The organism is Pseudomonas sp. HD6422 (assembly GCF_025377065.1).
GTDB lineage: Bacteria > Pseudomonadota > Gammaproteobacteria > Pseudomonadales > Pseudomonadaceae > Aquipseudomonas > Aquipseudomonas putida_U.
Window position 1 is genome coordinate 54678 of record NZ_JAHWIW010000022.1, and the last position, 23825, is coordinate 78502.

Genomic DNA, 23825 nt, shown 5'->3' on the forward strand with positions numbered 1-23825 from the left:
CACTCTCCTGCCCGCTCACGGCTGGGTGATCAGTTCGACCGGGGTCTGGATGACATTGTCGGCATCCACATCCGGCTTTTCCCCCTTGAGCATTTTCAGCGCCGCCTGAATGCCGAACACCGCTTGCTGGCTGGCGGCCTGGTCGAGGGTCGCCAGCACACGGCCATCCTTGAGCATCGGTTTGATGGCGTTGATGTTGTCGTAGCCCACCACTTGCACCTGGCCGGCCTTGCCGGCAGCCCGCACGGCAGCGACCGCGCCCAGCGCCATGCTGTCGTTGCCGGCCAGCAAGGCCTTGAGATCGGGGTATTCGTTGAGCATCGAGGCGGCGACGGCGTTGCCTTTGTCGATTTCCCAGTTGCCGGACTGCACCGAGACGATGTTCATCTGCGCGGCCTGCATGGCGTCCTTGAAGCCAGCGGTGCGCTGCTGGGCATTGGTGGTGGTCGGTACGCCTTCGATGATGCCGACCTGGTCCCCCGCCTTGAGCTTGTGTTGGGCCAGGTATTCGCCGACCAGGCGTGCACCCTTGCGGTTGTCGGGGCCGACGAAGGGCACGCTGATGCCCTTGCTCTTGAGCAGTTCCGGGTCGAGGCGGTTGTCGATGTTGATCACCACCACACCCTGGTCCATGGCCTTCTTCACTGCCGAGACCAGCGCCTTGGAATCCGCCGGGGCGATGACCAGAGCCTTGGCGCCGGCGTTGACCATCTGCTCGACGATGCGGATCTGCTCGCCGGTGTCGGTTTCGTTCTTGATGCCGTTGGCGACCAGTTCGAACTCATCGGGGTGGGCTTTCTGGTAATCCTTGGCGCCGTCTTCCATGGTGCGGAAGAATTCGTTGGCCAGGGACTTCATCACCAGGGCGACCTTGGGTTTCTCGTCGGCCTGGGCGGCGGTGAAGGGAGCGCAGAGGGAGAGCGTCGAGGCGACGGCAAGCGCCAGCAGACGACCGTGGAACGGCAGCTTCATGGAAAGGACCCCGAATTTTGTGGTTTTTATCGGATCGCAAACGTTTGCGTTGACTCACTATGGTAATGGGATCGCTTTTTGTCAAATCCCCATAGCGTGCCGCCTGCGGCCTGTCTGCCGCTGAGTTTCCGAATTATTCCAAAGAACCGAAGCGGTTTCCATCGATACGGCAATATCAATACGCCACCCGCCCCTCTAGCACCGGGATTCCAGCTCGAGCTCCAGGCTGTAACCGCCACGGAACCAATCTTGTTTCCACGGTCCTATACGGTTTTCGCCCGACTTGCTGTTGCGAAAAAACTTACGGTGAAATACTGTATGTGCATACAGCAAAATAAGGAATATTCCGTGGTCAACACCGCCTCTGCAACGCCAAGCAGCTATGAACAACTGGGCGTGCGCATCCAGAAGATCATCAACAGCCCCACCGCCCAGCGCAGCCGCGCGGCGCTGATCTTCCGCCTGGAACATGAGTCGCCCGACGACTGGGAAACCCTGCTCGAAGAAATCGCCGAGAACGACAACGTCACCCTCGCCCACCGCGACGATGGCGGCGTGCAGATTTTCTGGACGGTGCCCAAGGAAGATTGACCCCTCCGACAGCGCTGGTGCCCTCCAGCCGATAACGACGCTTCACCCGCATACCGGCGACAACGCCCAATAGAAACCGGAGCCGATACTGCATCGCGCTCCCTGGACGATGATGTGTTTTCATGAAGAAGTGGCTGTACGCTGTAACCCTTTCCTTCGCTGCCTGCAGCGCCTTCGCCAACCCACCAGCGACATTCACCGAAGCCAAGGTCGTTGCCAAGCAACAGGTCTACCTCGATCAGGCCAACAGTGCCATGGGCGAGCTGTACTGCGGCTGCAAGTGGACCTGGGTCGGCAAGTCCGGCGGCCGTGTCGACGCCAAATCGTGCGGCTATCAAACCCGCAAACAACAAAGCCGCGCTGAGCGCACCGAATGGGAACACATCGTGCCGGCCTGGACATTCGGCCACCAGCGCCAGTGTTGGCAAAACGGCGGGCGTGCGCAATGCGAGGACTCCGACCCGACGTTCCGTGCCATGGAGGCCAACCTGTTCAATCTCTACCCCGCCGTGGGCGAGGTGAACGGCGACCGCAGCAATTTCAACTACGGCATGGCCTCCGGCGTGGCGCCGATCTACGGCCAGTGCACCACCCGCATCGACTTTCAGCATAAAGCCGCCGAGCCGCGCGACGAGGTCAAAGGCCTGGTCGCACGTACCACCTTCTATATGTTCGATCGTTACAAGCTGAACATGTCGCGCCAGCAGCAACAACTGCTCATGGCCTGGGACAAACAGTACCCGGTCAGCGCCTGGGAGAAGGAACGTGATCGGCGCATCGCCAGGATCATGGGCCACAGCAATCCGTTCGTCAGCGGCGAGCGCAAATGGACGCTGGGCTACAAACCGGCGGGTGACGGCGTCGTGGCCGGCAAACCGACCCAGGCGCCGGCCTCTGCGCCCAAGCCGTCGCTGGCCAGCGCCGGTGGCAGCATCATCGGTAACCGCAACAGCCATGTGTACCACCTGGCCGAGGGCTGCCCCGGCTACACCCAGGTGGCGGCAAAGAACCAGGTGATGTTCGCCTCAGAAGCCCAGGCGCAGGCGGCAGGCTTTCGCAAGGCTGGCAACTGCCGCTAGGCCTTGCCAGCGATCCGGGAAAGATCAGGCGAGCGCTTCGAGATAGGCACGAGCTTCGCGATAACGGGCCAGCCGCGCCAGATCGGCCGGCCCAGGCGTGGCGATGCGGGTGAGGTCGCTGTTATCGGCCAGGTCGGCAAGCTTGACGGTCCGCGCCAGGGGATCGCCACCCAGGCGGGCGACGAAGTCGAGGTAGTTTTCGCCGTCGCGCCGGCTCAGGGCGAGCAAGGCGGCGAGAATTTTCAACGCGAAGCCCTCGCGGGCCAGGTCGGAGAGGGTCAGCGGCGTGTCTTCGATCACGTCGTGCAGCACCGCGACGATACGCTGCTCGGGCGTTTCGACTCGCATCATCACCCGCAGCGGGTGCAGGATATACGCCGCGCCACCTTTGTCGTACTGCCCTTCATGCGCCCTGGCGGCTACGGCAATGGCCCGTTCCAGCGTCGACATAAAGGCCCTCCCCGTTCTACCTCTCCTGAAACAAGCATAGCCGGGTCTGGCGAAGGATGACTAGCGCTGCGCGCCGTGCTGGATCACGATCGAATCGGTACCGAGCTTGGCCATGACCTCGGCCTTGCGCGCCTGGGCTTCATCACGGGTGGGGAATGGGCCCAGCAGCACCACCGGCTTGCCGTCGCGGTATTGCACCGATGAAGGAATGCCTTTTTCGATCAGGCGGGCGGTCATGTCGCTCAGGGCGCCCATGTTCGCACCCTGGATCACTTCGACATCCCAGCCTTGGGGCGCGGGTTCACCGGCCAGGGCATCGGCACGACGCTGCAGGTCGGCACCACCGCAGTATTCACGGATGCGCAGGTTGTCGCCGGTGTCGTCGACGATGATCTCGTACTGGCCGGAGTCGCCCTTGATCGCGACGTAGCTGCGGTAGGCCTCGTACTGGCCGGCGTCGTCCTTGCCACGCACCTGGCCACAGATAGTGCCCTTGGTGTCGATACGCACGTTGCCGAACTTGGCGGTCTTGGGGTTGTGCAGGTGCTCGGCGACCTGCTTGTGCACGCCTTCGACTTCGTTGTCACAGCCCGCCAGGGCCAGCACTGCCATTACCACTGCCAGTTTACGCACGTGTCTACCTCCAGATTCGAAGGCGCGGATTCTAGCATGCCGACCCCGGTGCCGGACCGCGACCATCCGTTACAGGCTGCTACATGCCTGCCCCGACACCAGAATTGCAACAGCAAAAACGAAAAAAGGGCGACCCTCTCGGATCGCCCTTTTCGTTGCCCGAAAACCGGGACTTTGTTTGGTAGGCACAATTGGACTCGAACCAACGACCCCCACCATGTCAAGGTGGTGCTCTAACCAACTGAGCTATGTGCCTGTCGTGTGGTGCGCATATTAGTGACCGATCGGCAGGCTGTAAAGCTTTTTTTTCAAAAAAATCAAAAACTTTCAGCCGCCCAAAGCAAAAAGGGCGACCCTTGCGGATCGCCCCTTTCGTCGAATTTGGTAGGCACAATTGGACTCGAACCAACGACCCCCACCATGTCAAGGTGGTGCTCTAACCAACTGAGCTATGTGCCTTCGATGTGGGCGTATTCTACGCGTTCCAAAACCAGTGTCAACTGTTTTTTTCACGCTAAGCTACTGAATCTTAAACTGTTTATAGAAAGGAGCCGCTTCTGCCCCAGTAAAGGATTTTCACCGGACGACTAGCGGGTGTTTATTATTATTGATAGCATCGGTACATTCGTTAAAAATATAAAACACGAGGTTTCTCGAGCATGTCCAATACCCCCTACCCACAGTCCTACTACGCCGCCTCGGCAAACCCGGTGCCGCCACGTCCGGCGCTGCAGGGTGAGGTGGAGACCGATGTGTGCATCATCGGCGCCGGCTACACCGGCCTGTCCAGCGCCCTGTTCCTGCTGGAAAACGGCTTCAAGGTGACCGTCGTCGAGGCCGCCAAGGTCGGTTTCGGCGCCTCCGGCCGCAACGGCGGCCAGATCGTCAACAGCTACAGCCGCGACATCGACGTGATCGAACGCACCGTCGGCCCCAAAGAAGCCCAGCTGCTGGGCCAGATGGCCTTCGAAGGCGGCCGCATCATCCGTGAGCGCGTGGCCAAGTACAACATCCAGTGCGACCTGAAGGACGGCGGTGTGTTCGCTGCCCTGACCAGCAAGCAGATGGGCCATCTGGAATCGCAGAAACGCCTGTGGGAACGCTTCGGCCATACCCAGCTGGAACTGATGGACCAGAAGCGCATCCGCGAAGTGGTCGCCTGCGACAGCTATGTCGGCGGCATGCTGGACATGAGCGGCGGCCACATCCACCCGCTGAACCTGGCCCTGGGCGAAGCCGCGGCGGTCGAGTCGCTGGGCGGCGTCATCTATGAGCAGACCCCGGCCGTACGCATCGAGCGTGGCGCCAACCCGGTCGTGCACACGCCGCAGGGCAAGGTGAAGGCGAAGTTCATCATCGTCGCCGGTAACGCCTACCTGGGCAACCTGGTTCCGGAACTGGCCGCCAAGTCGATGCCATGCGGTACCCAGGTGATCACCACCGAGCCACTGGGCGAAGACCTGGCGCGCAGCCTGCTGCCGCAGGACTACTGCGTCGAGGACTGCAATTACCTGCTCGACTACTACCGCCTGACCGGCGACAAGCGCCTGATCTTCGGCGGTGGCGTGGTGTACGGCGCGCGCGACCCGGCCAACATCGAAGCGATCATCCGTCCGAAGATGCTCAAGGCCTTCCCGCAACTCAAGGACGTGAAGATCGACTTCGCCTGGACCGGCAACTTCCTGCTGACCCTGTCGCGCCTGCCGCAAGTCGGGCGTATCGGCGACAACATCTACTACTCCCAGGGCTGCTCGGGCCATGGCGTGACCTACACCCACCTGGCGGGCAAGGTGCTGGCCGAGGCCCTGCGCGGCCAAGCCGAGCGCTTCGACGCCTTCGCCGGCCTGCCGCACTACCCGTTCCCGGGTGGCCAGATGTTCCGCGTGCCGTTCAGCGCGATCGGTGCCTGGTACTACAGCCTGCGCGATCGCCTGGGCTTCTGAGGTTCGCCGCAGGTCAGGTAAACCTGTGAGTACCCATCGCCGGCAGCCGACTCCTGAGGGGGCTGGCTTGCCGGCGATGTTGTTTGGCGCGAACTACGGCTTGTCCAGACTGCTGACAGCCTGCTTGGCGGCAATTTCCTGACCGGAGCGGGCCAGTTCGTCGGCCGCCTGCAGCCAGCGCTGACGGTCCACCTGGGCCGGCAACTGGCGTGGTGGCTGCACCAGCACCGCCCAACGCCCCTCCTCGGCCCAGGCCGATTCGAACGCGTCCATCGTCATCATCTGCCGCCGATGCATGCCCGAGCGCAACAGCACCCGTCCCTTGTAGCGGTCGAAACCGATCAACACCGCATAGCGTGGCTCGCTCCACCAGGCCGAACCTTCCTGATAACGCACCAGTACCGGATTGCCGGCGGCGACCTGCACCAGCAAGGCGTCCAGTGTCTTGTCCAGCGGATACACGACCATGCCGTATTCACGGGCTACCCGCGGGATGCCGGTGTCCAGCGCGTCGGCGCCCTGGGGCAGGTTCAGCGGTTTGTCGAGCAAGCCTGGCGTGATCGGTGCCCCCTGCTGCGACAGCACCGCGGCCAGGGCCATGGCGCCACTGTGGTTGGCGTTGCCCTTGTAGAACGGCACGCTGCTGATCTCGACCTTCTGCGGTACGCCCTTGACCGCTACCGGCGGCGCGCTGGCGCAGCCGGCCAGGGTGGCGGCCAGCAGACAGGCCGCGAGCAGACGTCGTGGGTAGAAATGATTCGCTTGCATGGGTACTCGCTTGTTCCAATGCCAGATCTCCGACCCGGCCCTGGGCACGATCATAAGGGTGCAGGCGCGTATGGGTATAGTGTGCGGGCGGCTAGGAACCAAATGGCCCAAGCAATAGACCTTCGGTCAATGGAACGTCACAGGGGGCGAGCTAAACTTGGGGTGTGTCCACGTAGCCGCCTTGCGCTGGCCGGGATAAGGAGGCAGACATGAGCCTGACAATGGCAATCCTGATGCTGGTTGGCATGTGGCTGAGCGTCGCGGCCGCCATGCTCTGGGGCGTATTGCGCATCGTGCGCCGCCATTCGCACCACCATCACCTTCCGCCACAACCTGCTGCCAAGGCGCAGCCGGTCCGCCGTGCACGGCGCCACGCCGGCGCGCACTGAAATCTCGAATCCTGCAAAAACCAGAAGGGGGCGCCTGGCGCCCCCTTCTTCGTTCATGCACTCACGCTTCGGTTGCTTCGCGCTTGAGCCGTGCCCGGCGCGCCATGATGTTGAGGATTTCGATCAGCGTCGAGAAGGCCATTGCCGCGTACACGTAGCCTTTGGGCACATGGGCACCGAAGCCCTCGGCGATCAGCGTCATGCCGATCATGATCAAGAAGCCCAGGGCCAGCATCACCACGGTGGGGTTCTTGTTGATGAAGTCGGCCAGCGGATCGGCGGCCACCATCATCACCACCACGGCGCTGATCACGGCGATGATCATGATCGGCAGGTGCTCGGTCATGCCCACGGCGGTGATGATGCTGTCGACCGAGAACACGATGTCGAGCAAGAGGATCTGGAAGATCGCCGCAGCGAAGCCCAGGGTGACCGTGGACGATAGCTTGGCCTCCTCCTTGGCCCCGTGCGGGTCGACGTTCTCATGGATTTCCTTGGTCGCCTTCCACAGCAGGAACAGGCCACCGGCAATCAGGATCACGTCCTTCCACGAGAAGGCATGGCCGAACACATCGAACACCGGGTCGGTGAGCTGAACGATCCAGGCCACCGTGCTGAGCAACGCCAGGCGCATCACCAGGGCCATGCTGATACCCACGCGGCGGGCCTTGGAGCGGTACTCCACCGGCAGCTTGTTGGTGAGGATCGAGATGAAGATCAGGTTGTCGATGCCCAGCACCACTTCCATGGCCACCAGCGTGGCCAGGGCAATCCAGGCGGTCGGGCTTGCGGCGAGTTCCAGCAAATATTCCATTGATCAATCCTGCATCGGGGGTCTGGGTCAGATGTCCTGGGTACGTGCTTCGGGCTCTGCAGCCTTGGCCTTGGTGCCATCGTTGCCGATGGCATCGCTCAAGGCCTGCTGGGCCGCGTCATTGGTCTTGTCGATGGCCTGCTTGGCCGTTTCGGCGGCCTGGTCGAGCATCTGCTGAGCGGATTTCTCGGCCTGGTCGCAGCCAGCCAGGCTGAACAGGGCCAGGGCCAGCACCAGGGGGGGGTGCCGATGGATTTTAGATGGAGCATGGGGTCCTCGCAGATCGATAAACCGGCGGCGCCCGATGGCGCCTGATGGAGAGCAATTCTAGAGAGGCGCATACTTCAGTAAAATTCGTTTTTTCAGCGGTTATACTTCGGTTTTTACGAATTGAGACCAGGCCGATGCTCAACTACCGCCAGCTTCACTATTTCTGGGCCGTGGCCAAGACCGGCAGCATCGTGCGCGCCAGCGAGCAACTCAACCTCACCCCCCAGACCATCAGCGGCCAGATCAGCCTGTTCGCGCAGACTTACGGCCTGGAGCTGTTCCAGCGGGTCGGACGCCAGCTCGAACTGACCGAGACCGGACGTCAGGCGCTGGCCTACGCCGAGCAGATGTTCCAGCTCGGCGCCGAACTGGAGACCTTGCTGCGGGCCGGGCCGCAGGAACAGATCCTGTTCCGTGTCGGCGTGGCCGACGTGGTGCCCAAGTCCATCGTCTACCGCCTGCTGGCGCCGACCATGGAGCTGGACAACGTGCTGCGCATCAACTGCCGGGAAGACAAACTCGAACGGCTGCTGGCCGACCTTGCGATCCAGCGCCTGGACCTGGTGATTTCCGACAGTCCGATGCCCAGCCACCTGGACATCAAGGGCTACAGCCAGAAGCTCGGCGAGTGCGGCCTGAGCTTCTTCGCCACGGCAGACCTGGCTCAGCGCCACCAAGGTGCCTTCCCGGCCTGCCTACAGGATGCACCGTTGCTGATTCCCGGCCAGGAAACCGTGGTGCGCAGCCGCTTGCTGCGCTGGCTGAGCGAGCAGCAGGTACAGCCACGCATCATCGGCGAATTCGACGACAGCGCCTTGATGCAGGCTTTCGGCCAATCGGGCAGCGGTATCTTCGTGGCGCCGAGCGTGATCGCCGACGAGGTCTGCCGTCAGTATGGGGTGCAACTGATCGGGCAGACCGAGGCGGTGCATGAGTCGTTCTATGCCATTTCGGTGGAACGCAAGGTCAAGCATCCGGGCATCGTGGCGATTACCGAGGGGGCAAGAAAGGAGTTGTTCCATTGGTGAATGACCGGCCAGCTATAGTAAGGTCGCACCCTTTTCCGTAAACGAGATAGCGCTGCACATGACCCCTGTCTTTCATCTGCTCAACCGCATCAGCCTGGTGACGCAGATCATGATCGGCCTACTGGCCGGTATCGCCCTGGCCCTGCTCGCCCCCGCGGTGGCCCTTGAAGTGGCCTTGCTCGGCAAGGTTTTCGTCAGTGCGCTGAAGGCCGTGGCGCCGGTGGTGGTGTTCATCCTGGTGATGGCGTCGATCGCCAACCACCGCCAGGGCCAGCCCACCCATATCCGCCCGATCCTCTGGCTGTACCTGTTCGGCACCTTCGCCGCCGCGGTGGTTGCGGTCGGCGCGAGCATGCTGTTCCCCTCGACCCTGGCGCTCAGCGCCAGTGATGTCGCCCTCAGCGCGCCTGGGGGGATCGCCGAGGTGCTGCAGAACCTGCTGTTGAGCGCAGTGGACAACCCGATCCACGCCCTGCTCGAAGCCAACTTCATCGGAGTGCTGGTGTGGGCGATCGGCCTTGGCGTGGCCCTGCGCCATAGCAGCGAGACCACCCGGGGCGTGGTCGATGACCTGTCCAGAGGCGTGACCTTGATCGTGCGTGTGGTGATTCGCTTCGCCCCACTGGGCATCTTCGGCCTGGTCAGCGCGACCCTGGCCGAGTCCGGCTTCGACGCTCTGCTGGGTTACTTGCACCTGCTGGCGGTGCTGCTCGGTTGCATGCTGTTCGTGGCGCTGGTGATGAACCCGTTGATCGTGTTCTGGAAGATCCGTCGCAACCCCTACCCGCTTACGCTGCTGTGCCTGCGTGAAAGCGGCATCACGGCGTTCTTCACCCGCAGTTCGGCGGCGAATATCCCGGTGAACCTGGCGCTGTCCGAGCGTCTGGGCCTGCACGAAGATACCTACTCCGTGTCCATCCCGCTGGGCGCGACCATCAACATGGCTGGCGCGGCCATCACCATCAACGTGCTGACCCTGGCGGCGGTGCACACCCTGGGCATTGCCGTCGACCTGCCCACAGCGGTGCTGCTGAGCATGGTCGCGGCGATTTGCGCCTGCGGCGCTTCGGGGGTGGCTGGCGGCTCGCTGCTGCTGATTCCACTGGCCTGCAGTCTGTTCGGCATTCCGAGCGAAGTGGCCATGCAGGTGGTGGCCGTGGGCTTCATCATCGGCGTGTTGCAGGATGCGGCGGAAACGGCACTCAACTCGTCCACCGACGTGCTGTTCACCGCGGCTGCGTGCCTGGCCGAGGAGCGACGAGTCGGGCAGTGATTGCTTAAGGGCGGCGCATTACCTACGCTAGAGGCCTTTTCCCAGCCAAGAGACAGGGCCATGTCCGATCAAGAAACCGCAGGCGAAGGCCGCTTCAACAGTATCGAGGTGCGCATTCTCGGCGCATTGATCGAGAAGCAGGCCACCAGCCCGGAGAGCTATCCGCTGACGCTCAATGCGCTGGTCCTGGCGTGCAACCAGAAAACCAGCCGCGAGCCGGTGATGAACCTCACCCAGGGCCAGGTCGGCCAGGCCCTGCGGGCCCTCGAAGGACAGGACATGGCCCGCCTGCAGATGGGCAGCCGCGCCGATCGCTGGGAGCACCGGGTGGACAAGGCACTGGAACTGGTGCCGGCGCAACTGGTGCTGATGGGCCTGATGTTCCTGCGTGGGCCGCAGACCCTGAGCGAGTTGCTCAGCCGCAGCAACCGCCTGCATGCCTTCGACGATACCGAGCAGGTCCAGCACCAGCTCGAACGCCTGGTCTCGCGCGGCCTGGCCCTGCACCTGCCGCGCCAGGCCGGACAACGCGAAGACCGCTATACCCATGCGCTGGGCGATCCGGCGGAAATCGAGGCGATCCTGGCCGCACGCCAGCAGGAAGGCGGTGGCCGTAGCGGCGCCGGCAATGTCTCGGAAGAACGGATCGAAGCTCTGGAAGCGCGTATCGCAGCCCTGGAAGCGCGCCTGTCAGCGCTCGAAGGCTGAGCCGATCACGGCTCCGGGTCGGGGAAGTTACGGCAGCTTTTGCGTTCAGCCAGTTCGCGGTCGCTGGGGCGTTGGTCGACGAACACGGTACGACCGTCGGCGTAGATTTCCAGATAGCCCCAGTGCAAGTCCTGCTCCTGCTGCCCGGGTTTGGGTGGCACTAGCCACCAGGGTTCGCGGCTGATCAGGGTCATGGTGCGGGTTCCTGAAGGGTCTGCAGTAAGCATAGACACCTTCAGGTTCAGCTTGGTTTGTCAGGGCCCTTTCGCGGGACAAGCCCGCTCCTACAGGGACCGCACAGTGTCGAAAACAGTGCGGATCCTGTGGGAGCGGGCTGGTCCCGCGAAAGGGTCGCGATGCAGTTACGCTGGAGCCGAGGTACGGATCAGGTGATCGAACGCCGCCAGCGATGCCTTGGCGCCCTCGCCCACGGCGATGACGATCTGCTTGTACGGCACCGTGGTCACGTCACCGGCGGCAAACACGCCCGGTACGCTGGTCTGGCCCTTGGCGTCGACGATGATTTCGCCGCGTGGCGACAATTCCACGGTCCCTTTCAGCCAGTCGGTGTTCGGCAGCAGGCCGATCTGCACGAAGATACCTTCGAGCGCCAGGTCATGCACCTCGTCAGTGGTGCGGTCCTTGTAACGCAGGCCGGTGACCTTTTCGCCGTTACCCACCACTTCGGTGGTCAAGGCACTGGTGATCACCTTGACGTTCGCCAGGCTGTGCAGTTTGCGCTGCAACACCGCATCGGCACGCAACTGGCTGTCGAACTCGATCAGCGTCACCTGGGCGACGATACCGGCCAGGTCGATGGCCGCTTCGACGCCCGAGTTGCCACCGCCAATCACCGCCACGCGCTTGCCCTTGAACAGCGGACCGTCGCAATGCGGGCAGTAGGCCACGCCGCGGGCGCGGTACTCCTGCTCGCCAGGGACGTTCATTTCACGCCAGCGGGCACCGGTGGCGAGGATCACTGTCTTGGCTTTGAGCGAGGCGCCGCCGGCCAGGCGTACTTCGTGAAGTCCGCCATCGGTGGCCGGAATCAGCGCTTCACCGCGCTGCAGGTTCATGATGTCGACGTCATACTGCTTGACGTGCTCTTCCAAGGCCATGGCCAGCTTCGGGCCTTCGGTTTCCTGCACCGAGATGAAGTTCTCGATGGCCAGGGTATCGAGCACCTGGCCGCCGAAACGCTCAGCCGCGACACCGGTGCGAATGCCTTTACGCGCAGCATAGATGGCCGCTGCGGCGCCAGCGGGGCCACCGCCGACCACCAGCACGTCGAAGGCGTCCTTGGCGTTGATCTTCTCGGCCTGGCGGGCACCGGCGTTGGTGTCGATCTTGCCAAGGATTTCTTCCAGGCCCATGCGGCCCTGGCCGAACACTTCGCCGTTCAGGTAGACGCTTGGCACCGCCATGATCTTGCGCGACTCGACTTCGTCCTGGAACAGCGCACCGTCGATCGCGACGTGGCGAACGTTGGGGTTGAGCACGGCCATCAGGTTCAGCGCCTGGACCACGTCCGGGCAGTTCTGGCACGACAGCGAGAAGTAGGTTTCAAAGGTGAAATCGCCTTCCAGTGCCTGGATCTGCTCGATCACTTCGGCGCTGGCCTTGGAGGGGTGACCACCGACTTGCAGCAGCGCCAGCACCAGGGAGGTGAATTCGTGCCCCATGGGGATGCCGGCGAAGCGCAGGCTGATGTCGGCCCCTGGGCGGTTGAGCGAGAACGAAGGACGACGGGCGTCGGTCCCGTCCGCGCTCAGAGTAATCAGGTTCGACAGGCCGGCGATTTCCACCAGCAGGTCATGCAATTCGCGGGACTTCGCGCCGTCGTCGAGGGAAGCAACGATCTCGATCGGCTGGGTGACCCGCTCCAGGTAGGTTTTCAGTTGCGATTTAAGCGTGGCGTCCAACATACGGGCGATTCCTTTTTCGAAACTCGGATACAAAAACGCCCAGGCGAGATCGCCCGGGCGCTTTACGGGGCGGTAGATACTTCAGCTTTGGCGGCTGTCCACCGCCCGCGACATGCACATCGACTTAGATCTTGCCGACCAGGTCCAGCGATGGCGCCAGGGTGGCTTCGCCTTCTTTCCACTTGGCCGGGCAGACTTCGCCTGGGTGGGCGGCGACGTACTGGGCAGCCTTGACCTTGCGCAGCAGCTCGGTCGCGTCACGGCCTACACCACCGTCGTTCAGTTCGACGATCTTGATCTGACCTTCCGGGTTGATCACGAAGGTACCGCGATCGGCCAGGCCGGCTTCTTCGATCAGCACGTCGAAGTTGCGCGAGATGATGTGAGTCGGGTCACCGATCAGTGGGTACTGGATCTTGCCGATGGTGTCCGAAGTGTCGTGCCAGGCTTTGTGGGTGAAGTGGGTGTCGGTGGACACGCCGTAGATTTCTACGCCCAGCTTCTGGAATTCGGCGTAGTTGTCAGCAAGGTCACCCAGTTCGGTCGGGCAGACGAAGGTGAAGTCGGCCGGGTAGAAGAACACGACGGACCACTTGCCCTTCAGGTCGGCTTCGCTTACCTGAACGAATTCGCCTTTGTGGTAGGCGGTGGCGTTGAACGGTTTGACCTGGCTGTTGATGATAGGCATGAGAGACGCTCCTTCATGGGGTTGAAATCAGTTGACGGAGAGAATCCTAACCGCTGGTCCCGATAAAGGCTCATTGGCAAAGCTCATGCTGATGATTGGTTTTCGCTATAACCGCAGCTCATTAATAGAAGGGATTGGGCTGAGCAAAGGATTGCGCGGCTGTCAGAGCCCTGACGCCAGCGGCGACAGGGCTCGTTCGCTCAGCGAGTCGGGGTACGCAGGGTGACGAACTCTTCGGCTGCGGTGGGGTGCACACCAATGGTCTCGTCGAACTGCTGCTTGGTGGCGCCGGCTTTCAGGGCAATGCCGAGGCCTTGGATGATCTCGCCGGCATCGGGGCCAACCATGTGGCAGCCGAGCACTTTGTCGGTCTCGGCATCCACCACCAGCTTCATCAGGGTCTTTTCCTGAATGTCGGTGAGGGTCAGTTTCATGGCGCGGAAACGGCTCTCGAAGACCTGCACCTTGTGCCCGGCTTCCAGCGCCTGTTCCTCGGTCAGGCCGACAGTACCGATCGGCGGCTGGCTGAACACCGCGGTGGGGATGTTCTGGTAATCCACCGGGCGGTACTGTTCAGGCTTGAACAGCCGGCGCGCCACGGCCATGCCTTCGGCCAAGGCAACGGGGGTGAGCTGCACGCGACCGATGACATCGCCGATGGCGAGGATCGACGGCGCAGTGGTCTGGTATTGCTCGTCAACGCGGATATAGCCGCGCTCGTCGAGCTCGACACCGGTGTTCTCCAGGCCCAGGTTGTCCAGCATCGGTCGGCGACCGGTGGCGTAGAACACGCAATCGGCGACCAGCTCGCGGCCGTCCTTGAGGGTGGCTTTGAGGCTACCGTCTTCGAGCTTGTCGATGCGCTGGATGTCGGCATTGAACTGCAGGTCCAGGCCGCGTTTTTCCAGCTCTTCCTTGAGGTGGGTGCGGACCGAACCGTCGAAGCCTCGCAGGAACAGGTCACCACGGTAGAGCAGCGTGGTGTCGGCACCCAGGCCCTGGAAAATCCCGGCGAACTCGACCGCGATATAACCACCTCCGACCACCAGCACCCGGCGTGGCAGGGCCTTGAGGTAGAAGGCCTCGTTGGAGGTGATCGCCAACTCCTTGCCAGGAATGTCCGGCACCTGCGGCCAGCCGCCGGTGGCGATGAGGATGCGCTCGGCGCTGTAGCGCTGGCCGTCCACTTCCACCTCGTTGGCGCCGGTGATGCGCGCATGCCCCTGCAGCAGGCTGACCCCGCTGTTGACCAGCAGGTTGCGGTAGATGCCGTTGAGCCGCTCGATTTCGCGGTTCTTGTTGGCGATCAGCGTGCTCCAGTCGAAGTGGCCCTCTTCCAGGGTCCAACCAAAGCCTGCAGCCTGCTCCAGCTCGTCGGCCACGTGGGCGCCGTACACCAGCAGTTTCTTCGGCACGCAGCCGACATTGACGCAGGTGCCTCCCAGGTAGCGACTTTCGGCTACCGCCACCTTGGCGCCGAAGCCTGCGGCAAAGCGTGCGGCACGCACACCACCGGAGCCGGCACCAATCACGAACAGATCAAAATCGTAGGCCATGTATTCAGTCTCCTAGGCAGCGACCCAGCATAACGCACTGGGGCCGCAAAAGCGGCCCCAGTGTCAGCAACGGCGTGGATCAGTATGCCTTGCCTGCCTTGTAGTAGTTCTCGAAGCAGAAGTTGGTCGCGTCGATGTAGCCTTCGGCACCACCACAGTCGAAGCGCTTGCCCTTGAACTTGTAGGCAATCACGCAGCCATTCTGCGCCTGCTGCATCAGGGCGTCGGTGATCTGAATCTCGCCACCTTTGCCCGGCTCGGTGTTGGCGATGATGTCGAAGATATCCGGCGTGAGGATGTAACGACCGATGATCGCCAGGTTCGACGGCGCATCTTCAGGCTTGGGCTTCTCGACCATGTTGGTGACGCGGTAGATATCGTCACGGATCATGTCGCCGGCGATCACGCCGTACTTGTTGGTTTCCTGCGGATCGACTTCCTGGATGGCGACGATCGAGCAGCGGAACTGGTTGTACAGCTTGACCATCTGGGTCAGTACGCCGTCACCTTCAGGGTTGACGCACAGGTCGTCAGCCAGGACCACGGCGAACGGCTCGTCGCCGATCAGCGGGCGACCGGTCAGGATGGCGTGACCCAGGCCTTTCATTTCGGTCTGGCGGGTGTAGGAGAACGAGCACTCGTCGAGCAGACGGCGGATACCGACCAGGTATTTTTCCTTGTCGGTGCCTTTGATCTGGTTTTCCAGCTCATAGCTGATGTCGAAGTGGTCTTCCAAGGCGCGCTTGCCACGGCCGGTGACGATGGAGATTTCGTTCAGGCCGGCATCCAGTGCTTCCTCAACGCCATACTGGATCAGCGGCTTGTTGACCACCGGCAGCATTTCCTTGGGCATGGCTTTGGTAGCAGGCAGGAAGCGGGTGCCGTAGCCGGCTGCCGGGAACAAGCATTTCTTGATCATATACGTCCTTAAACGAAGGCTGGGCCTATGGGTTTCGGCGCAGTCTAATCAGGCGGCAGTCACCTTACAATGCCCCGCCTGTGGCCGACCGATGCGATGATAGAGACAACCCAGTGTAGATAGTTCAAAGGCATTGCGAATATTAACGCGCGCAACTGTCGCAGGTTGCCTCACCGGCCCCCTTCAGGGTGCCGTGCCCTGCCCCACCAGTACCCCGTCGACGTGCTGGCCATACAGATTGACGCCATCGTTGGCATGAAACTTCAACCGCGTCTTCTCCACTGAACCGTCGACCAGGCGTGGGTCTTGGGGGCGCTCATGGCGATTGATCCACGCCGCCACGTCCCAGGCCTGCTGATCGCTCAGCGAGCCCGGCTTGCCCAGCGGCATATTGTGCTTGATGAACGACGCCGCCGTATTGATACGGTGCATGCCGGCGCCCCAATTGTAGGAGTCCTTGCCCCACAAGGGCGGCATGACGTACTCCCCTGCCACCTGTTGGCCCTGACCGTCGTCGCCATGACACAGCGCGCAGTGCTCACGGTAGACCTGGCGGCCGCGGGCGAAGTCATAGCCACCTTGCGGCTGCGCCACCTCGGGATAGCCGCGCCCGGCGATTTCCACGCCGGTAGGGGCCTGGGTCGACAACCAATAGGCGTATACGCTCAATGCTTTCATCTGCGGGCTGTCGGCAGCCGGGGGCGTGCCGTTCATGCTGAACTCGAAGCAACCCTGGATACGCTCGGCGAAGGTGTTGACCTTGTCGTTCTTCTTTCGATAAGCCGGGTACATCGGATACGCACCCCACAGCGGGGCGGAGAACGCCAGGCGGCCTTGATCGAGGTGGCAGTTACTGCAGTTCATGCCGTTGCCCACGGCCTCGGGCATCAGCCGACGGGTGTCGACGAACAGCGCATGGCCTTCGCGCACCTGCTGGCCGAAGGCGTTGTCGGGCAGTGCGCTTTCAGCGGGCGGAGTGAAGGTCGGCGTGGCCTTGCTGACCTGCAGTTGCGATTGATCGGGCATGGCCACGGCGCCAGCCATGCCGCTGCCGATCATCAAGAGCACGAAGGCGAGCTGCGTTGCTTTCATGGCGCGACCTCCAGGTTGCCAGCGTTGGCGAAGAACGTAGCGATTGCCTGAACCTCGGCATCGGTCATGGCCTTGGCTACACCGGCCATCAATTGGTTAGGGTCGTTATGGCGACTGCCGTCGCGCCAGGCGTCGAGTTGTGCCACCAGGTAGGCGGCGGGCTGCCCAGCCAATGGCGGGAAATGTTCGCCGACACCTGCGCCTCCCGGTCCGTGACATTGCACGCAACCCGGTATCTGTCGGCTCCAGTCGCCATACAACGCCAGTCGTTCAGTCGGGTTCTCGGCGATCTGCTGGCGGCGCAGGGTACCGGGCGGGTCGCTGGGTAGGTTGGCGAGATAGGCACTGACGGCATCGATTTCGTCCTCGCCCAACGCCTTGGCGATGGGCTCCATGACCGGATGCCGACGGCTGGCGCTGCGCCAGTCGCGCAGCTGCTTGCTCAGATAGGCAGCGGGCAAACCGGCCAGTCGCGGAAAGCCCGCCGCGGCCACGCCTTTGCCGTCCACGCCATGGCAACCCAGGCAGGCCATGGCGGCGGGGTTGCCGCCGCCTTGGAGGAACACTTTCTGGCCATCGGCAGCGTGCGCCATCGGCCAGGCCAGCACCAACAGCCCGCCGATCACGGCTCGACTCAACAGGGTCATCACGAATCTCCATTTCTTTTGTTATAAGCTTAGGCTTAAAAAACATAAGCGAATGGATATTAGCCCTGCCTGGAAAGACCCAACAACGCAAAAAGCCATCCGAAGATGGCTTTTCAGGCGTTATTCGCAGCGACCTTGCGCCAGGTCAACTGCCCGAGATGCACTGGGTCGCCGCCGTGCGGACATCCCCCAGGCGCAATGGGAAATTGTTCAGTCGCTCGTGCAGCTTGATGCTGCTGCCGCTGCCGCGCTTGTCGATATCGAACAAGGCCGCCGGGCCGGTACTGGCGGTCAGCTTCTGCGGCACGATCAGGCGCAAGCCATCGCCACGTTGCTGTTCCTCGATCGCCTCACGGCTGTCGGCCAACTTGAGCTTCACGCAATCGGCGTATTCGCGCGGGGTCTTGCCCGACATCACATCCAGCGTTTCGCGGGATTGCTCGAGTTCGGACACACTGACACACCCACCCAATACCAAGGACAACGCCGCTACCACCCACTTCATCAGCCACACCTCTGCCTTCAACGAATTCACTTCGACAGCAGCCAGGCGCTTTTGCTCCCTGCTTTGGCGCAATTATCTTCACCCTGTCATCCAGCGCGCCAGTGTATCCCAGCATCGTGGTATCTTTTGCGTTTGCAGAACCAGACTTTGCGGAGCATCACATGAAATTCGTACACCAGCGCGAGCATCTGAACGAGGACGACATCGTCGTCATCGAATGCTCCCAGCGCTGCAACATCCGCCTGATGAACGACGCCAACTTCCGCAGCTTCAAGAATGGCGGTCGGCACACCTACCACGGCGGCCACTTCGAGCGCTTCCCAGCCAAGATCACCGTACCCAGCACCGGCTTCTGGAACATCACCCTCGACACGGTGACCGCCCGACCGATCTCGGTGACCCGCAAGCCGACCTTCAGCCACAAGATCAAGATCATTCGTCGCTCGTCGTCGAAGCTCAGCTAAAACCACCGGAATACCGCTCCCCATGACTCAGACCACCAAGTACGTCATCAAATACAAACTCGACGGCCAGCGCCGCTGGGACTTCGCCCAGATGCCGGACGCCTCGCCGGAACAGGCCCTGGATGCCCTGCGCAAGATCCATGGCGACGACGCCGACAAGATCAGCGACATCCAGGTCAGCAAGGCCTTGTAAATCGAACCCACCGCGTACAAGGAGCAGCGCATGAGCAACTGGCCCGACCGTCGTATTCTCGATCTTCTGGGCATCGAGTTGCCCATCCTGCAAGCGCCCATGGCCGGCGCCAGCGGCTCGCCCCTGGCGATCGCCGTGGGTAACGCAGGAGGGCTTGGCGCCCTGCCCTGCGCCATGCTCACCGGCGAACAGGTGCGCGCCGAAATCGCAGCCTTTCGCAGTGCCTGCAGCGGCCCGCTGAACCTGAACTTCTTCTGTCACCAGCCACCCGACTTCGACGCAGGGCGCGCCGAACGCTGGAAGCAGGCCCTGGCGCCGTATTACCAGGAGGTGGGCGCGGACTTCACGGCGCCTACGCCGGCATCCAATCGCGCACCTTTCGATGAGCAAAGCTGTCAGCTGGTCGAGCAACTGCGCCCGGAGGTGGTGAGCTTCCATTTCGGCCTGCCGACGCCAGAGCTGTTGCAGCGGGTCAAGGCCAGCGGCGCCAAGGTGCTGTCGAGCGCAACCACCGTAGAGGAAGCCGTCTGGCTCGAGGCCCATGGCTGCGACGCCATCATTGCCATGGGATACGAGGCCGGCGGCCACCGCGGGATGTTCCTCAGCGACGACATCACCAGTCAGATCGGCACCTTCGCCCTGGTACCGCAGGTCGTCGATGCCGTGCAGGTACCCGTGATCGCCGCAGGCGGCATAGGCGATCATCGCGGCCTGCTAGCGGCACTGGCATTGGGCGCCTCTGCCGTGCAGATCGGCACCGCCTACCTGTTCTGTCCCGAGGCCAAGGTGTCGCCAGCGCATCGCCACGCGCTGGATAGCGCATCGGCCAGCGACACCGCTTTGACCAACCTGTTCACCGGCCGCCCGGCGCGGGGCATCAACACACGTATCATGCGTGAACTCGGACCGATGAGCGCGCTGGCGCCGCAGTTCCCGCTGGCCGGCGGTGCGCTGATGCCACTGCGAGCGATCACCGACCCACAAGGCAACACTGACTTCAGCAACTTGTGGGCGGGCCAGGGGTTGCGCCTCGGCCAGCACTTGCCAGCCGCAGAGCTGACCCGCGATATCGCCGACCAGGCGTTGCGCCGCTACGGGCGCTGACTTCAGTTGCATGACGCGCTTCAGCCCCTTCCCGGCGAATGGCCTATCGCTATATAGTTGACGCTATAACGATAACCCCAAGGAGCCGTTTTCATGCGTATTCGCCCGTCCACCCTGGCCGCCACCGCACTGGCCAGCTTGCTTTCGCTCAACAGTGCTTGGGCCGATGAGGTCCAGGTGGCGGTCGCCGCCAACTTTACAGCGCCGATCCAGGCCATCGCCAAGGACTTCGAGAAAGACACCGGGCACAAGCTGGTCGCTGCCTACGGCGCCACCGGGCAGTTCTACGCACAGATCAAGAACGGCGCACCTTTCGAGGTGTTTCTCGCCGCCGACGACAGCACGCCGGCCAAGCTCGAAGCCGAGCACGCGATCGTGCCCGGCTCGCGCTTCACCTACGCCATCGGCACCCTGGCCCTGTGGTCGGCCAAGGACGATTACGTCGACGACAAGGGCGAAGTGCTGAAGAAGAATGCCTACCAGCATCTCTCCATCGCCAACCCGAAAGCCGCCCCTTACGGCCTCGCTGCGACCCAGGTCCTGGACAAGCTCGGCCTGACCGAGGCGACCAAGGCCAAGATCGTCGAGGGCCAGAACATCACCCAGGCCTACCAGTTCGTCTCCACCGGCAATGCCGAACTCGGTTTCGTCGCCCTGTCGCAGATCTACAAGGACGGCAAGGTGCAGCATGGTTCGGCGTGGATCGTCCCGGCCCAGATGCACGAGCCGATCCGCCAGGACGCGGTGATCCTCGACAAGGGCAAGGACAGCGCCGCCGCCAAGGCCCTGGTCGAGTACCTGAAGGGGCCGAAGGCCGCGGCGGTGATCAAGTCGTTCGGCTATGAAATCTGATGCCGCTCGACGCCAGTGACTTGGGCGCGATCTGGCTGACCCTCAAGCTGGCCAGCCTGACGACCCTGATCCTGCTGTTGCTGGGCACGCCCATCGCCTGGTGGCTGGCGCGCACGCGCTCGTGGCTGCGTGGGCCAGTCGGGGCCTTGGTGGCGCTGCCGCTGGTGCTACCGCCCACGGTCATTGGTTTCTACCTGCTGATCGCTTTGGGCCCCAATGGCTGGCTGGGCCAGGCGACCCAGGCGCTGGGCCTGGGCACAGTGGTGTTCAGCTTCAGCGGCCTGGTGATCGGCTCGACGGTGTATTCGATGCCCTTCGTGGTGCAGCCGTTGCAGAACGCCTTCGCCGCCATCGGCCAACGCCCGCTGGAAGTGGCCGCCACCCTCCGCGCAAGCCCCTGGGACACCTTCGTCCACGTGGTGCTGCCACTGGCCCGTCCAGGTTTCGTCACCGCCAGCATCCTCGGCTTCGCCCATACCGTGGGCGAATTCGGCGTGGTGCTGATGATCGGCGGCAACATCCCCGACAAGACCCGTGTGGTCTCGGTACAGATCTTCGACCATGTCGAGGCCATGGAATACGCCCAGGCCCACTGGTTGGCCGGGGCCATGCTGGTATTTTCCTTCCTGGTGCTGCTGGTGCTGTATGCCGGGCGCCGGGGCAAGGCTGGCTGGAGCTGATATGAGCGCATCGATCGTGGCACGTCTGCAGTTGGTGCGGGCCGACTTCAAGCTGGATGTCGACCTGCAACTGCCCGGGCGGGGCATCAGTGCGCTGTTCGGTCATTCGGGCTCTGGCAAGACCTCTTGCCTGCGCTGCCTGGCCGGCCTGGAACGGGCCACCCAGGCTTACATCGAAGTCAATGGCGAGGTCTGGGAGGACAGCGCCCGCGGCCATTTCGTCGCGCCACACCTGCGTCCGCTGGGCTACGTATTCCAGGAAGCCAGCCTGTTCCCGCACCTGACGGTGCGGGGCAACCTGGAATTCGGTTGGCGCCGGGTGCCCGCCAGTCAGCGCAAGGTCGGCCTGGCCCAAGCCAGCGAACTGCTGGGCATCGGCCACCTGCTCGAGCGCAGACCGGCCAGCCTGTCGGGCGGCGAAGCGCAGCGCGTCGGTATCGCCCGTGCCCTGCTGAGCAGTCCGCGGCTGCTGTTGATGGACGAACCGCTGGCGGCCCTCGACGGCCCCCGCAAGCGCGAGATCCTGCCGTACCTTGAACGCCTGCACGAAGAATTGGACATCCCGGTGGTGTACGTCAGCCATGCCCAGGATGAAGTCGCCCGGCTGGCCGACCACCTGGTCCTGCTGGAAGAGGGCCGGGCCACGGCCAGTGGGCCGATCGGCACGACTTTGGCGCGCCTGGACCTGTCGCTGGCCCAAGGCGATGACGCCGGGGTGGTGTTCGACGGTCGGGTCGTCGGCCACAACCCGCACTACGGCCTGCTCGATCTGCGCCTGCCGGGCAGCGACGGCCCAGTGCTGCGGATCGCCCACCCGGCACACAGCCTGGGCAGCACCCTGCGCATCAAGGTCCAGGCGCGCGATGTCAGCCTGGCGCTTGCCGCCGACAGCGCCTCGAGCATCCTCAATCGCCTGCCGGTGCAGGTGCGCGAAAGCCGCCCTGCCGACAACCCAGCGCATGTGCTGGTGAGCCTGGATGCCGGAGGCAATACCCTGCTGGCACGCATTACCCGCTACTCGGCCGACCAGTTGGGCCTGCACCCAGGGCAGACGTTATGGGCGCAGATCAAGTCAGTGGCACTGTTGGGCTGAGCGCGCTGTCCATAGGGCAATACCGGCTCGATGGAACACCTCCATGCTCGACTGCCCCCTGCCGCGCACCCTGCACTATGTCGACGACAGCCAGCCTGGCCTCAGCCGCAAGCGTTGGCGCGATCGCTTCATTTACCTGGACGCCGCCGGCGAGCGTGTCCGCGACCCGGAGACCCTGGCGCGCATCGCCGCGCTGGTGATCCCGCCGGCCTACACCGATGTGTGGATCTGCGCCGACCCGCAAGGCCACCTGCAAGCCACCGGCCGTGACGCCCGCGGGCGCAAGCAATACCGCTACCACACCGAATGGCGTACCTTGCGCGACCAGCACAAGTACGGACGTATGCTGGCCTTCGCCCAGGCGTTGCCCAAGCTGCGCGCGCAACTGGACCTGCACCTGGCCCGGCCGGGGCTGGACCGGGAGAAGGTCATGGCACTGGTGGTGAGCCTGTTGGACAACACCCTGATCCGTATCGGCAATACCCAGTATCTGCGCGATAACAAATCCTATGGCCTCACCACCCTGCGTACCCGCCACGTCAAGGTCCAGGGCAGCACGGTGCGTTTCCAGTTTCGCGGCAAGCGCGGCGTCGAGCACGATGTCACCCTGCGTGACCGGCGCCTGGCCAATCTGCTCAAGCGCTGCATGGAGCTGCCCGGGCAGGCATTGTTCCAATACCTGGACGAGGACGGCCAACGCCATAGTGTCGGCTCCAGCGATGTGAATCAGTTTCTCCAGCAACTGACAGGGTCAGACTTCACCGCCAAGGATTACCGCACCTGGGCCGGCAGCAGCCTGGCCCTGAGCCTGCTGCGACCGCTGGCCTGGGAGCCGGAGAGCGAAGCCAAGCGTCAGGTCACGGCCATCGTTCGCCAGGTTGCCCAGCGCCTGGGCAACACCCCAGCGGTGTGCCGGCGCTGCTACATCCACCCTGCGGTGATCGAGCACTACCACCTGGGCCGCCTGGAAGCACTGCCCAGGCACCGACGCCGCAAGGGCCTGCAAGCCGAGGAAGTGGCTTTGCTGCTGTTCCTGCAAGCGCAGGAGTCGCTCGCGTCCGATTGAGCCGGGCTATGCAGGCCATCACACAGAGAAATTTCCCATCCGACGCGAAGCCCCCTATTCTTGCCACCGAGCACCTTCGCCGACACTTGATCGAAGCTTTACGTCGGCGCCTGTACGTGAAGA

The 23825-nt window shown here is 63.1% G+C and carries 27 protein-coding genes, 2 tRNA genes and 1 pseudogene; 14 read left to right on the plus strand and 16 right to left on the minus strand.

Annotation, left to right across the window (positions count from 1 at the left end):
* Positions 1 to 15: 15 nt before the first annotated feature.
* Entirely contained in the window at positions 16 to 972 is a 957-nt protein-coding gene (locus tag KY379_RS16915; RefSeq protein WP_196172430.1) for a sugar ABC transporter substrate-binding protein, read from the minus strand.
* Positions 973 to 1320: 348 nt separating this feature from the next.
* Here KY379_RS16915 and KY379_RS16920 point away from each other — a divergent pair, with 348 nt between their 5' ends.
* Positions 1321 to 1563: a DUF1654 domain-containing protein gene (locus KY379_RS16920; protein WP_133330596.1), complete on the plus strand. Its 243-nt coding sequence runs from the start codon at positions 1321 to 1323 to the stop codon at positions 1561 to 1563.
* Positions 1564 to 1685: 122 nt separating this feature from the next.
* A complete protein-coding gene (locus tag KY379_RS16925; protein WP_196172429.1) occupies positions 1686 to 2642 on the plus strand; it encodes an endonuclease in 957 nt (318 codons plus the stop codon).
* A 24-nt stretch (positions 2643 to 2666) separates the two neighbouring features.
* Here KY379_RS16925 and KY379_RS16930 read toward each other — a convergent pair whose 3' ends face one another.
* From KY379_RS16930 to KY379_RS16945, 4 genes are all read right to left on the minus strand, one after another.
* The gene (locus KY379_RS16930; protein ID WP_196172428.1) at positions 2667 to 3092 is read right to left on the minus strand and encodes a GTP pyrophosphokinase; all 426 of its coding nucleotides are present in this window, start codon (positions 3090 to 3092) and stop codon (positions 2667 to 2669) included.
* Between the two features lie 60 nt (positions 3093 to 3152).
* A complete protein-coding gene (locus tag KY379_RS16935) occupies positions 3153 to 3725 on the minus strand; it encodes an SPOR domain-containing protein (protein ID WP_261241017.1) in 573 nt (190 codons plus the stop codon).
* A 179-nt stretch (positions 3726 to 3904) separates the two neighbouring features.
* A tRNA-Val gene (locus KY379_RS16940) sits at positions 3905 to 3981 on the minus strand.
* Between the two features lie 126 nt (positions 3982 to 4107).
* A tRNA-Val gene (locus KY379_RS16945) sits at positions 4108 to 4184 on the minus strand.
* Between the two features lie 200 nt (positions 4185 to 4384).
* On the opposite strand from KY379_RS16945, the gene KY379_RS16950 reads away from it, so the two are divergent.
* The gene (locus KY379_RS16950; protein ID WP_133330604.1) at positions 4385 to 5668 is read left to right on the plus strand and encodes an NAD(P)/FAD-dependent oxidoreductase; all 1284 of its coding nucleotides are present in this window, start codon (positions 4385 to 4387) and stop codon (positions 5666 to 5668) included.
* A gap of 93 nt (positions 5669 to 5761) precedes the next feature.
* Here KY379_RS16950 and KY379_RS16955 read toward each other — a convergent pair whose 3' ends face one another.
* Complete coding sequence (locus tag KY379_RS16955; protein WP_261241019.1) at positions 5762 to 6490, minus strand: peptidase C39 family protein; 729 nt, start codon at positions 6488 to 6490, stop codon at positions 5762 to 5764.
* 155 nt (positions 6491 to 6645) lie between these two features.
* On the opposite strand from KY379_RS16955, the gene KY379_RS16960 reads away from it, so the two are divergent.
* On the plus strand, positions 6646 to 6825 hold the full coding sequence (locus KY379_RS16960; protein ID WP_133330608.1) for a hypothetical protein: 180 nt from the start codon (positions 6646 to 6648) through the stop codon (positions 6823 to 6825).
* Between the two features lie 61 nt (positions 6826 to 6886).
* Here the strand turns inward: KY379_RS16960 and KY379_RS16965 are convergent, their stop codons facing one another.
* Both KY379_RS16965 and KY379_RS16970 read right to left on the minus strand, forming a co-directional pair.
* A complete protein-coding gene (locus tag KY379_RS16965) occupies positions 6887 to 7639 on the minus strand; it encodes a TerC family protein (protein ID WP_133330610.1) in 753 nt (250 codons plus the stop codon).
* A gap of 27 nt (positions 7640 to 7666) precedes the next feature.
* Positions 7667 to 7908: pseudogene (locus KY379_RS16970) on the minus strand (hypothetical protein).
* A 135-nt stretch (positions 7909 to 8043) separates the two neighbouring features.
* Between KY379_RS16970 and nhaR the strand changes: the two are divergent.
* From nhaR to KY379_RS16985, 3 genes are read left to right on the plus strand one after another with little or no spacing between them, the layout of a single operon-like run.
* Positions 8044 to 8937, plus strand: a complete 894-nt coding sequence (nhaR, locus tag KY379_RS16975; RefSeq protein ID WP_261241021.1) for a transcriptional activator NhaR — start codon at positions 8044 to 8046, stop codon at positions 8935 to 8937.
* A gap of 58 nt (positions 8938 to 8995) precedes the next feature.
* Positions 8996 to 10210, plus strand: a complete 1215-nt coding sequence (gene sstT / locus KY379_RS16980; RefSeq protein ID WP_261241023.1) for a serine/threonine transporter SstT — start codon at positions 8996 to 8998, stop codon at positions 10208 to 10210.
* A 60-nt stretch (positions 10211 to 10270) separates the two neighbouring features.
* Positions 10271 to 10918, plus strand: a complete 648-nt coding sequence (locus KY379_RS16985; protein ID WP_133330618.1) for a YceH family protein — start codon at positions 10271 to 10273, stop codon at positions 10916 to 10918.
* Between the two features lie 5 nt (positions 10919 to 10923).
* On the opposite strand, the gene KY379_RS16990 is transcribed toward KY379_RS16985, so the two are convergent.
* The 8 genes from KY379_RS16990 to KY379_RS17025 all read right to left on the minus strand — a co-directional run bounded on the left by KY379_RS16990 (position 10924) and on the right by KY379_RS17025 (position 18250).
* Positions 10924 to 11112, minus strand: a complete 189-nt coding sequence (locus KY379_RS16990) for a hypothetical protein (RefSeq protein WP_013973178.1) — start codon at positions 11110 to 11112, stop codon at positions 10924 to 10926.
* Positions 11113 to 11280: 168 nt separating this feature from the next.
* Positions 11281 to 12843 carry an alkyl hydroperoxide reductase subunit F gene (gene ahpF, locus KY379_RS16995; RefSeq protein ID WP_261241025.1) on the minus strand — a complete coding sequence of 521 codons (1563 nt, stop codon included), beginning with the start codon at positions 12841 to 12843 and terminating at the stop codon, positions 11281 to 11283.
* A gap of 124 nt (positions 12844 to 12967) precedes the next feature.
* The gene (ahpC, locus tag KY379_RS17000) at positions 12968 to 13531 is read right to left on the minus strand and encodes an alkyl hydroperoxide reductase subunit C (RefSeq protein ID WP_133330622.1); all 564 of its coding nucleotides are present in this window, start codon (positions 13529 to 13531) and stop codon (positions 12968 to 12970) included.
* 200 nt (positions 13532 to 13731) lie between these two features.
* Complete coding sequence (gene gorA, locus KY379_RS17005; RefSeq protein ID WP_133330624.1) at positions 13732 to 15087, minus strand: glutathione-disulfide reductase; 1356 nt, start codon at positions 15085 to 15087, stop codon at positions 13732 to 13734.
* A 79-nt stretch (positions 15088 to 15166) separates the two neighbouring features.
* A complete protein-coding gene (gene galU, locus KY379_RS17010; protein ID WP_133330626.1) occupies positions 15167 to 16006 on the minus strand; it encodes a UTP--glucose-1-phosphate uridylyltransferase GalU in 840 nt (279 codons plus the stop codon).
* 183 nt (positions 16007 to 16189) lie between these two features.
* On the minus strand, positions 16190 to 17098 hold the full coding sequence (locus KY379_RS17015; protein WP_133330628.1) for a c-type cytochrome: 909 nt from the start codon (positions 17096 to 17098) through the stop codon (positions 16190 to 16192).
* Positions 17095 to 17745, minus strand: a complete 651-nt coding sequence (locus tag KY379_RS17020; RefSeq protein ID WP_133330630.1) for a c-type cytochrome — start codon at positions 17743 to 17745, stop codon at positions 17095 to 17097. The genes KY379_RS17015 and KY379_RS17020 overlap by 4 nt, the downstream gene beginning before the upstream one ends.
* Positions 17746 to 17890: 145 nt before the next feature.
* Positions 17891 to 18250: a hypothetical protein gene (locus KY379_RS17025; RefSeq protein WP_133330825.1), complete on the minus strand. Its 360-nt coding sequence runs from the start codon at positions 18248 to 18250 to the stop codon at positions 17891 to 17893.
* 161 nt (positions 18251 to 18411) lie between these two features.
* On the opposite strand from KY379_RS17025, the gene KY379_RS17030 reads away from it, so the two are divergent.
* The 7 genes from KY379_RS17030 (at position 18412) to KY379_RS17060 (ending at position 23702) form a co-directional block, all read left to right on the plus strand.
* The gene (locus KY379_RS17030; protein ID WP_133330632.1) at positions 18412 to 18714 is read left to right on the plus strand and encodes a DUF1883 domain-containing protein; all 303 of its coding nucleotides are present in this window, start codon (positions 18412 to 18414) and stop codon (positions 18712 to 18714) included.
* A 22-nt stretch (positions 18715 to 18736) separates the two neighbouring features.
* Complete coding sequence (locus tag KY379_RS17035) at positions 18737 to 18907, plus strand: hypothetical protein (RefSeq protein ID WP_165976097.1); 171 nt, start codon at positions 18737 to 18739, stop codon at positions 18905 to 18907.
* 30 nt (positions 18908 to 18937) lie between these two features.
* Positions 18938 to 20011: an NAD(P)H-dependent flavin oxidoreductase gene (locus tag KY379_RS17040; RefSeq protein WP_261241028.1), complete on the plus strand. Its 1074-nt coding sequence runs from the start codon at positions 18938 to 18940 to the stop codon at positions 20009 to 20011.
* A 93-nt stretch (positions 20012 to 20104) separates the two neighbouring features.
* Positions 20105 to 20863: a molybdate ABC transporter substrate-binding protein gene (modA, locus tag KY379_RS17045; protein ID WP_261241029.1), complete on the plus strand. Its 759-nt coding sequence runs from the start codon at positions 20105 to 20107 to the stop codon at positions 20861 to 20863.
* Entirely contained in the window at positions 20863 to 21543 is a 681-nt protein-coding gene (gene modB, locus KY379_RS17050) for a molybdate ABC transporter permease subunit (protein ID WP_133330638.1), read from the plus strand. Before modA ends, modB begins: the two co-directional genes overlap by 1 nt.
* 1 nt (position 21544) lies before the next feature.
* Positions 21545 to 22636, plus strand: coding sequence for a molybdenum ABC transporter ATP-binding protein (gene modC, locus KY379_RS17055; protein ID WP_261241030.1), 1092 nt, complete (start codon positions 21545 to 21547; stop codon positions 22634 to 22636).
* A gap of 43 nt (positions 22637 to 22679) precedes the next feature.
* Positions 22680 to 23702 (plus strand): DNA topoisomerase IB, encoded by a 1023-nt coding sequence (locus KY379_RS17060; protein ID WP_261241031.1) that lies wholly within the window; start codon positions 22680 to 22682, stop codon positions 23700 to 23702.
* The last annotated feature ends 123 nt before the right edge of the window (positions 23703 to 23825 follow it).

What these genes read in the sequence shown, in the direction of transcription:
- KY379_RS16915 (WP_196172430.1), bottom strand. Translation starts at nt 972, where the DNA reads ATGAAGCTGCCGTTCCACGGTCGTCTGCTGGCGCTTGCCGTCGCCTCG.
- KY379_RS16925 (WP_196172429.1), top strand. Translation starts at nt 1,686, where the DNA reads ATGAAGAAGTGGCTGTACGCTGTAACCCTTTCCTTCGCTGCCTGCAGC.
- KY379_RS16930 (WP_196172428.1), bottom strand. Translation starts at nt 3,092, where the DNA reads ATGTCGACGCTGGAACGGGCCATTGCCGTAGCCGCCAGGGCGCATGAA.
- KY379_RS16950 (WP_133330604.1), top strand. Translation starts at nt 4,385, where the DNA reads ATGTCCAATACCCCCTACCCACAGTCCTACTACGCCGCCTCGGCAAAC.
- KY379_RS16955 (WP_261241019.1), bottom strand. Translation starts at nt 6,490, where the DNA reads ATGATCGTGCCCAGGGCCGGGTCGGAGATCTGGCATTGGAACAAGCGA.
- KY379_RS16960 (WP_133330608.1), top strand. Translation starts at nt 6,646, where the DNA reads ATGAGCCTGACAATGGCAATCCTGATGCTGGTTGGCATGTGGCTGAGC.
- KY379_RS16965 (WP_133330610.1), bottom strand. Translation starts at nt 7,639, where the DNA reads ATGGAATATTTGCTGGAACTCGCCGCAAGCCCGACCGCCTGGATTGCC.
- nhaR (WP_261241021.1), top strand. Translation starts at nt 8,044, where the DNA reads ATGCTCAACTACCGCCAGCTTCACTATTTCTGGGCCGTGGCCAAGACC.
- sstT (WP_261241023.1), top strand. Translation starts at nt 8,996, where the DNA reads ATGACCCCTGTCTTTCATCTGCTCAACCGCATCAGCCTGGTGACGCAG.
- KY379_RS16985 (WP_133330618.1), top strand. Translation starts at nt 10,271, where the DNA reads ATGTCCGATCAAGAAACCGCAGGCGAAGGCCGCTTCAACAGTATCGAG.
- KY379_RS16990 (WP_013973178.1), bottom strand. Translation starts at nt 11,112, where the DNA reads ATGACCCTGATCAGCCGCGAACCCTGGTGGCTAGTGCCACCCAAACCC.
- ahpF (WP_261241025.1), bottom strand. Translation starts at nt 12,843, where the DNA reads ATGTTGGACGCCACGCTTAAATCGCAACTGAAAACCTACCTGGAGCGG.
- ahpC (WP_133330622.1), bottom strand. Translation starts at nt 13,531, where the DNA reads ATGCCTATCATCAACAGCCAGGTCAAACCGTTCAACGCCACCGCCTAC.
- gorA (WP_133330624.1), bottom strand. Translation starts at nt 15,087, where the DNA reads ATGGCCTACGATTTTGATCTGTTCGTGATTGGTGCCGGCTCCGGTGGT.
- galU (WP_133330626.1), bottom strand. Translation starts at nt 16,006, where the DNA reads ATGATCAAGAAATGCTTGTTCCCGGCAGCCGGCTACGGCACCCGCTTC.
- KY379_RS17015 (WP_133330628.1), bottom strand. Translation starts at nt 17,098, where the DNA reads ATGAAAGCAACGCAGCTCGCCTTCGTGCTCTTGATGATCGGCAGCGGC.
- KY379_RS17020 (WP_133330630.1), bottom strand. Translation starts at nt 17,745, where the DNA reads ATGACCCTGTTGAGTCGAGCCGTGATCGGCGGGCTGTTGGTGCTGGCC.
- KY379_RS17025 (WP_133330825.1), bottom strand. Translation starts at nt 18,250, where the DNA reads ATGAAGTGGGTGGTAGCGGCGTTGTCCTTGGTATTGGGTGGGTGTGTC.
- KY379_RS17030 (WP_133330632.1), top strand. Translation starts at nt 18,412, where the DNA reads ATGAAATTCGTACACCAGCGCGAGCATCTGAACGAGGACGACATCGTC.
- KY379_RS17035 (WP_165976097.1), top strand. Translation starts at nt 18,737, where the DNA reads ATGACTCAGACCACCAAGTACGTCATCAAATACAAACTCGACGGCCAG.
- KY379_RS17040 (WP_261241028.1), top strand. Translation starts at nt 18,938, where the DNA reads ATGAGCAACTGGCCCGACCGTCGTATTCTCGATCTTCTGGGCATCGAG.
- modA (WP_261241029.1), top strand. Translation starts at nt 20,105, where the DNA reads ATGCGTATTCGCCCGTCCACCCTGGCCGCCACCGCACTGGCCAGCTTG.
- modB (WP_133330638.1), top strand. Translation starts at nt 20,863, where the DNA reads ATGCCGCTCGACGCCAGTGACTTGGGCGCGATCTGGCTGACCCTCAAG.
- modC (WP_261241030.1), top strand. Translation starts at nt 21,545, where the DNA reads ATGAGCGCATCGATCGTGGCACGTCTGCAGTTGGTGCGGGCCGACTTC.
- KY379_RS17060 (WP_261241031.1), top strand. Translation starts at nt 22,680, where the DNA reads ATGCTCGACTGCCCCCTGCCGCGCACCCTGCACTATGTCGACGACAGC.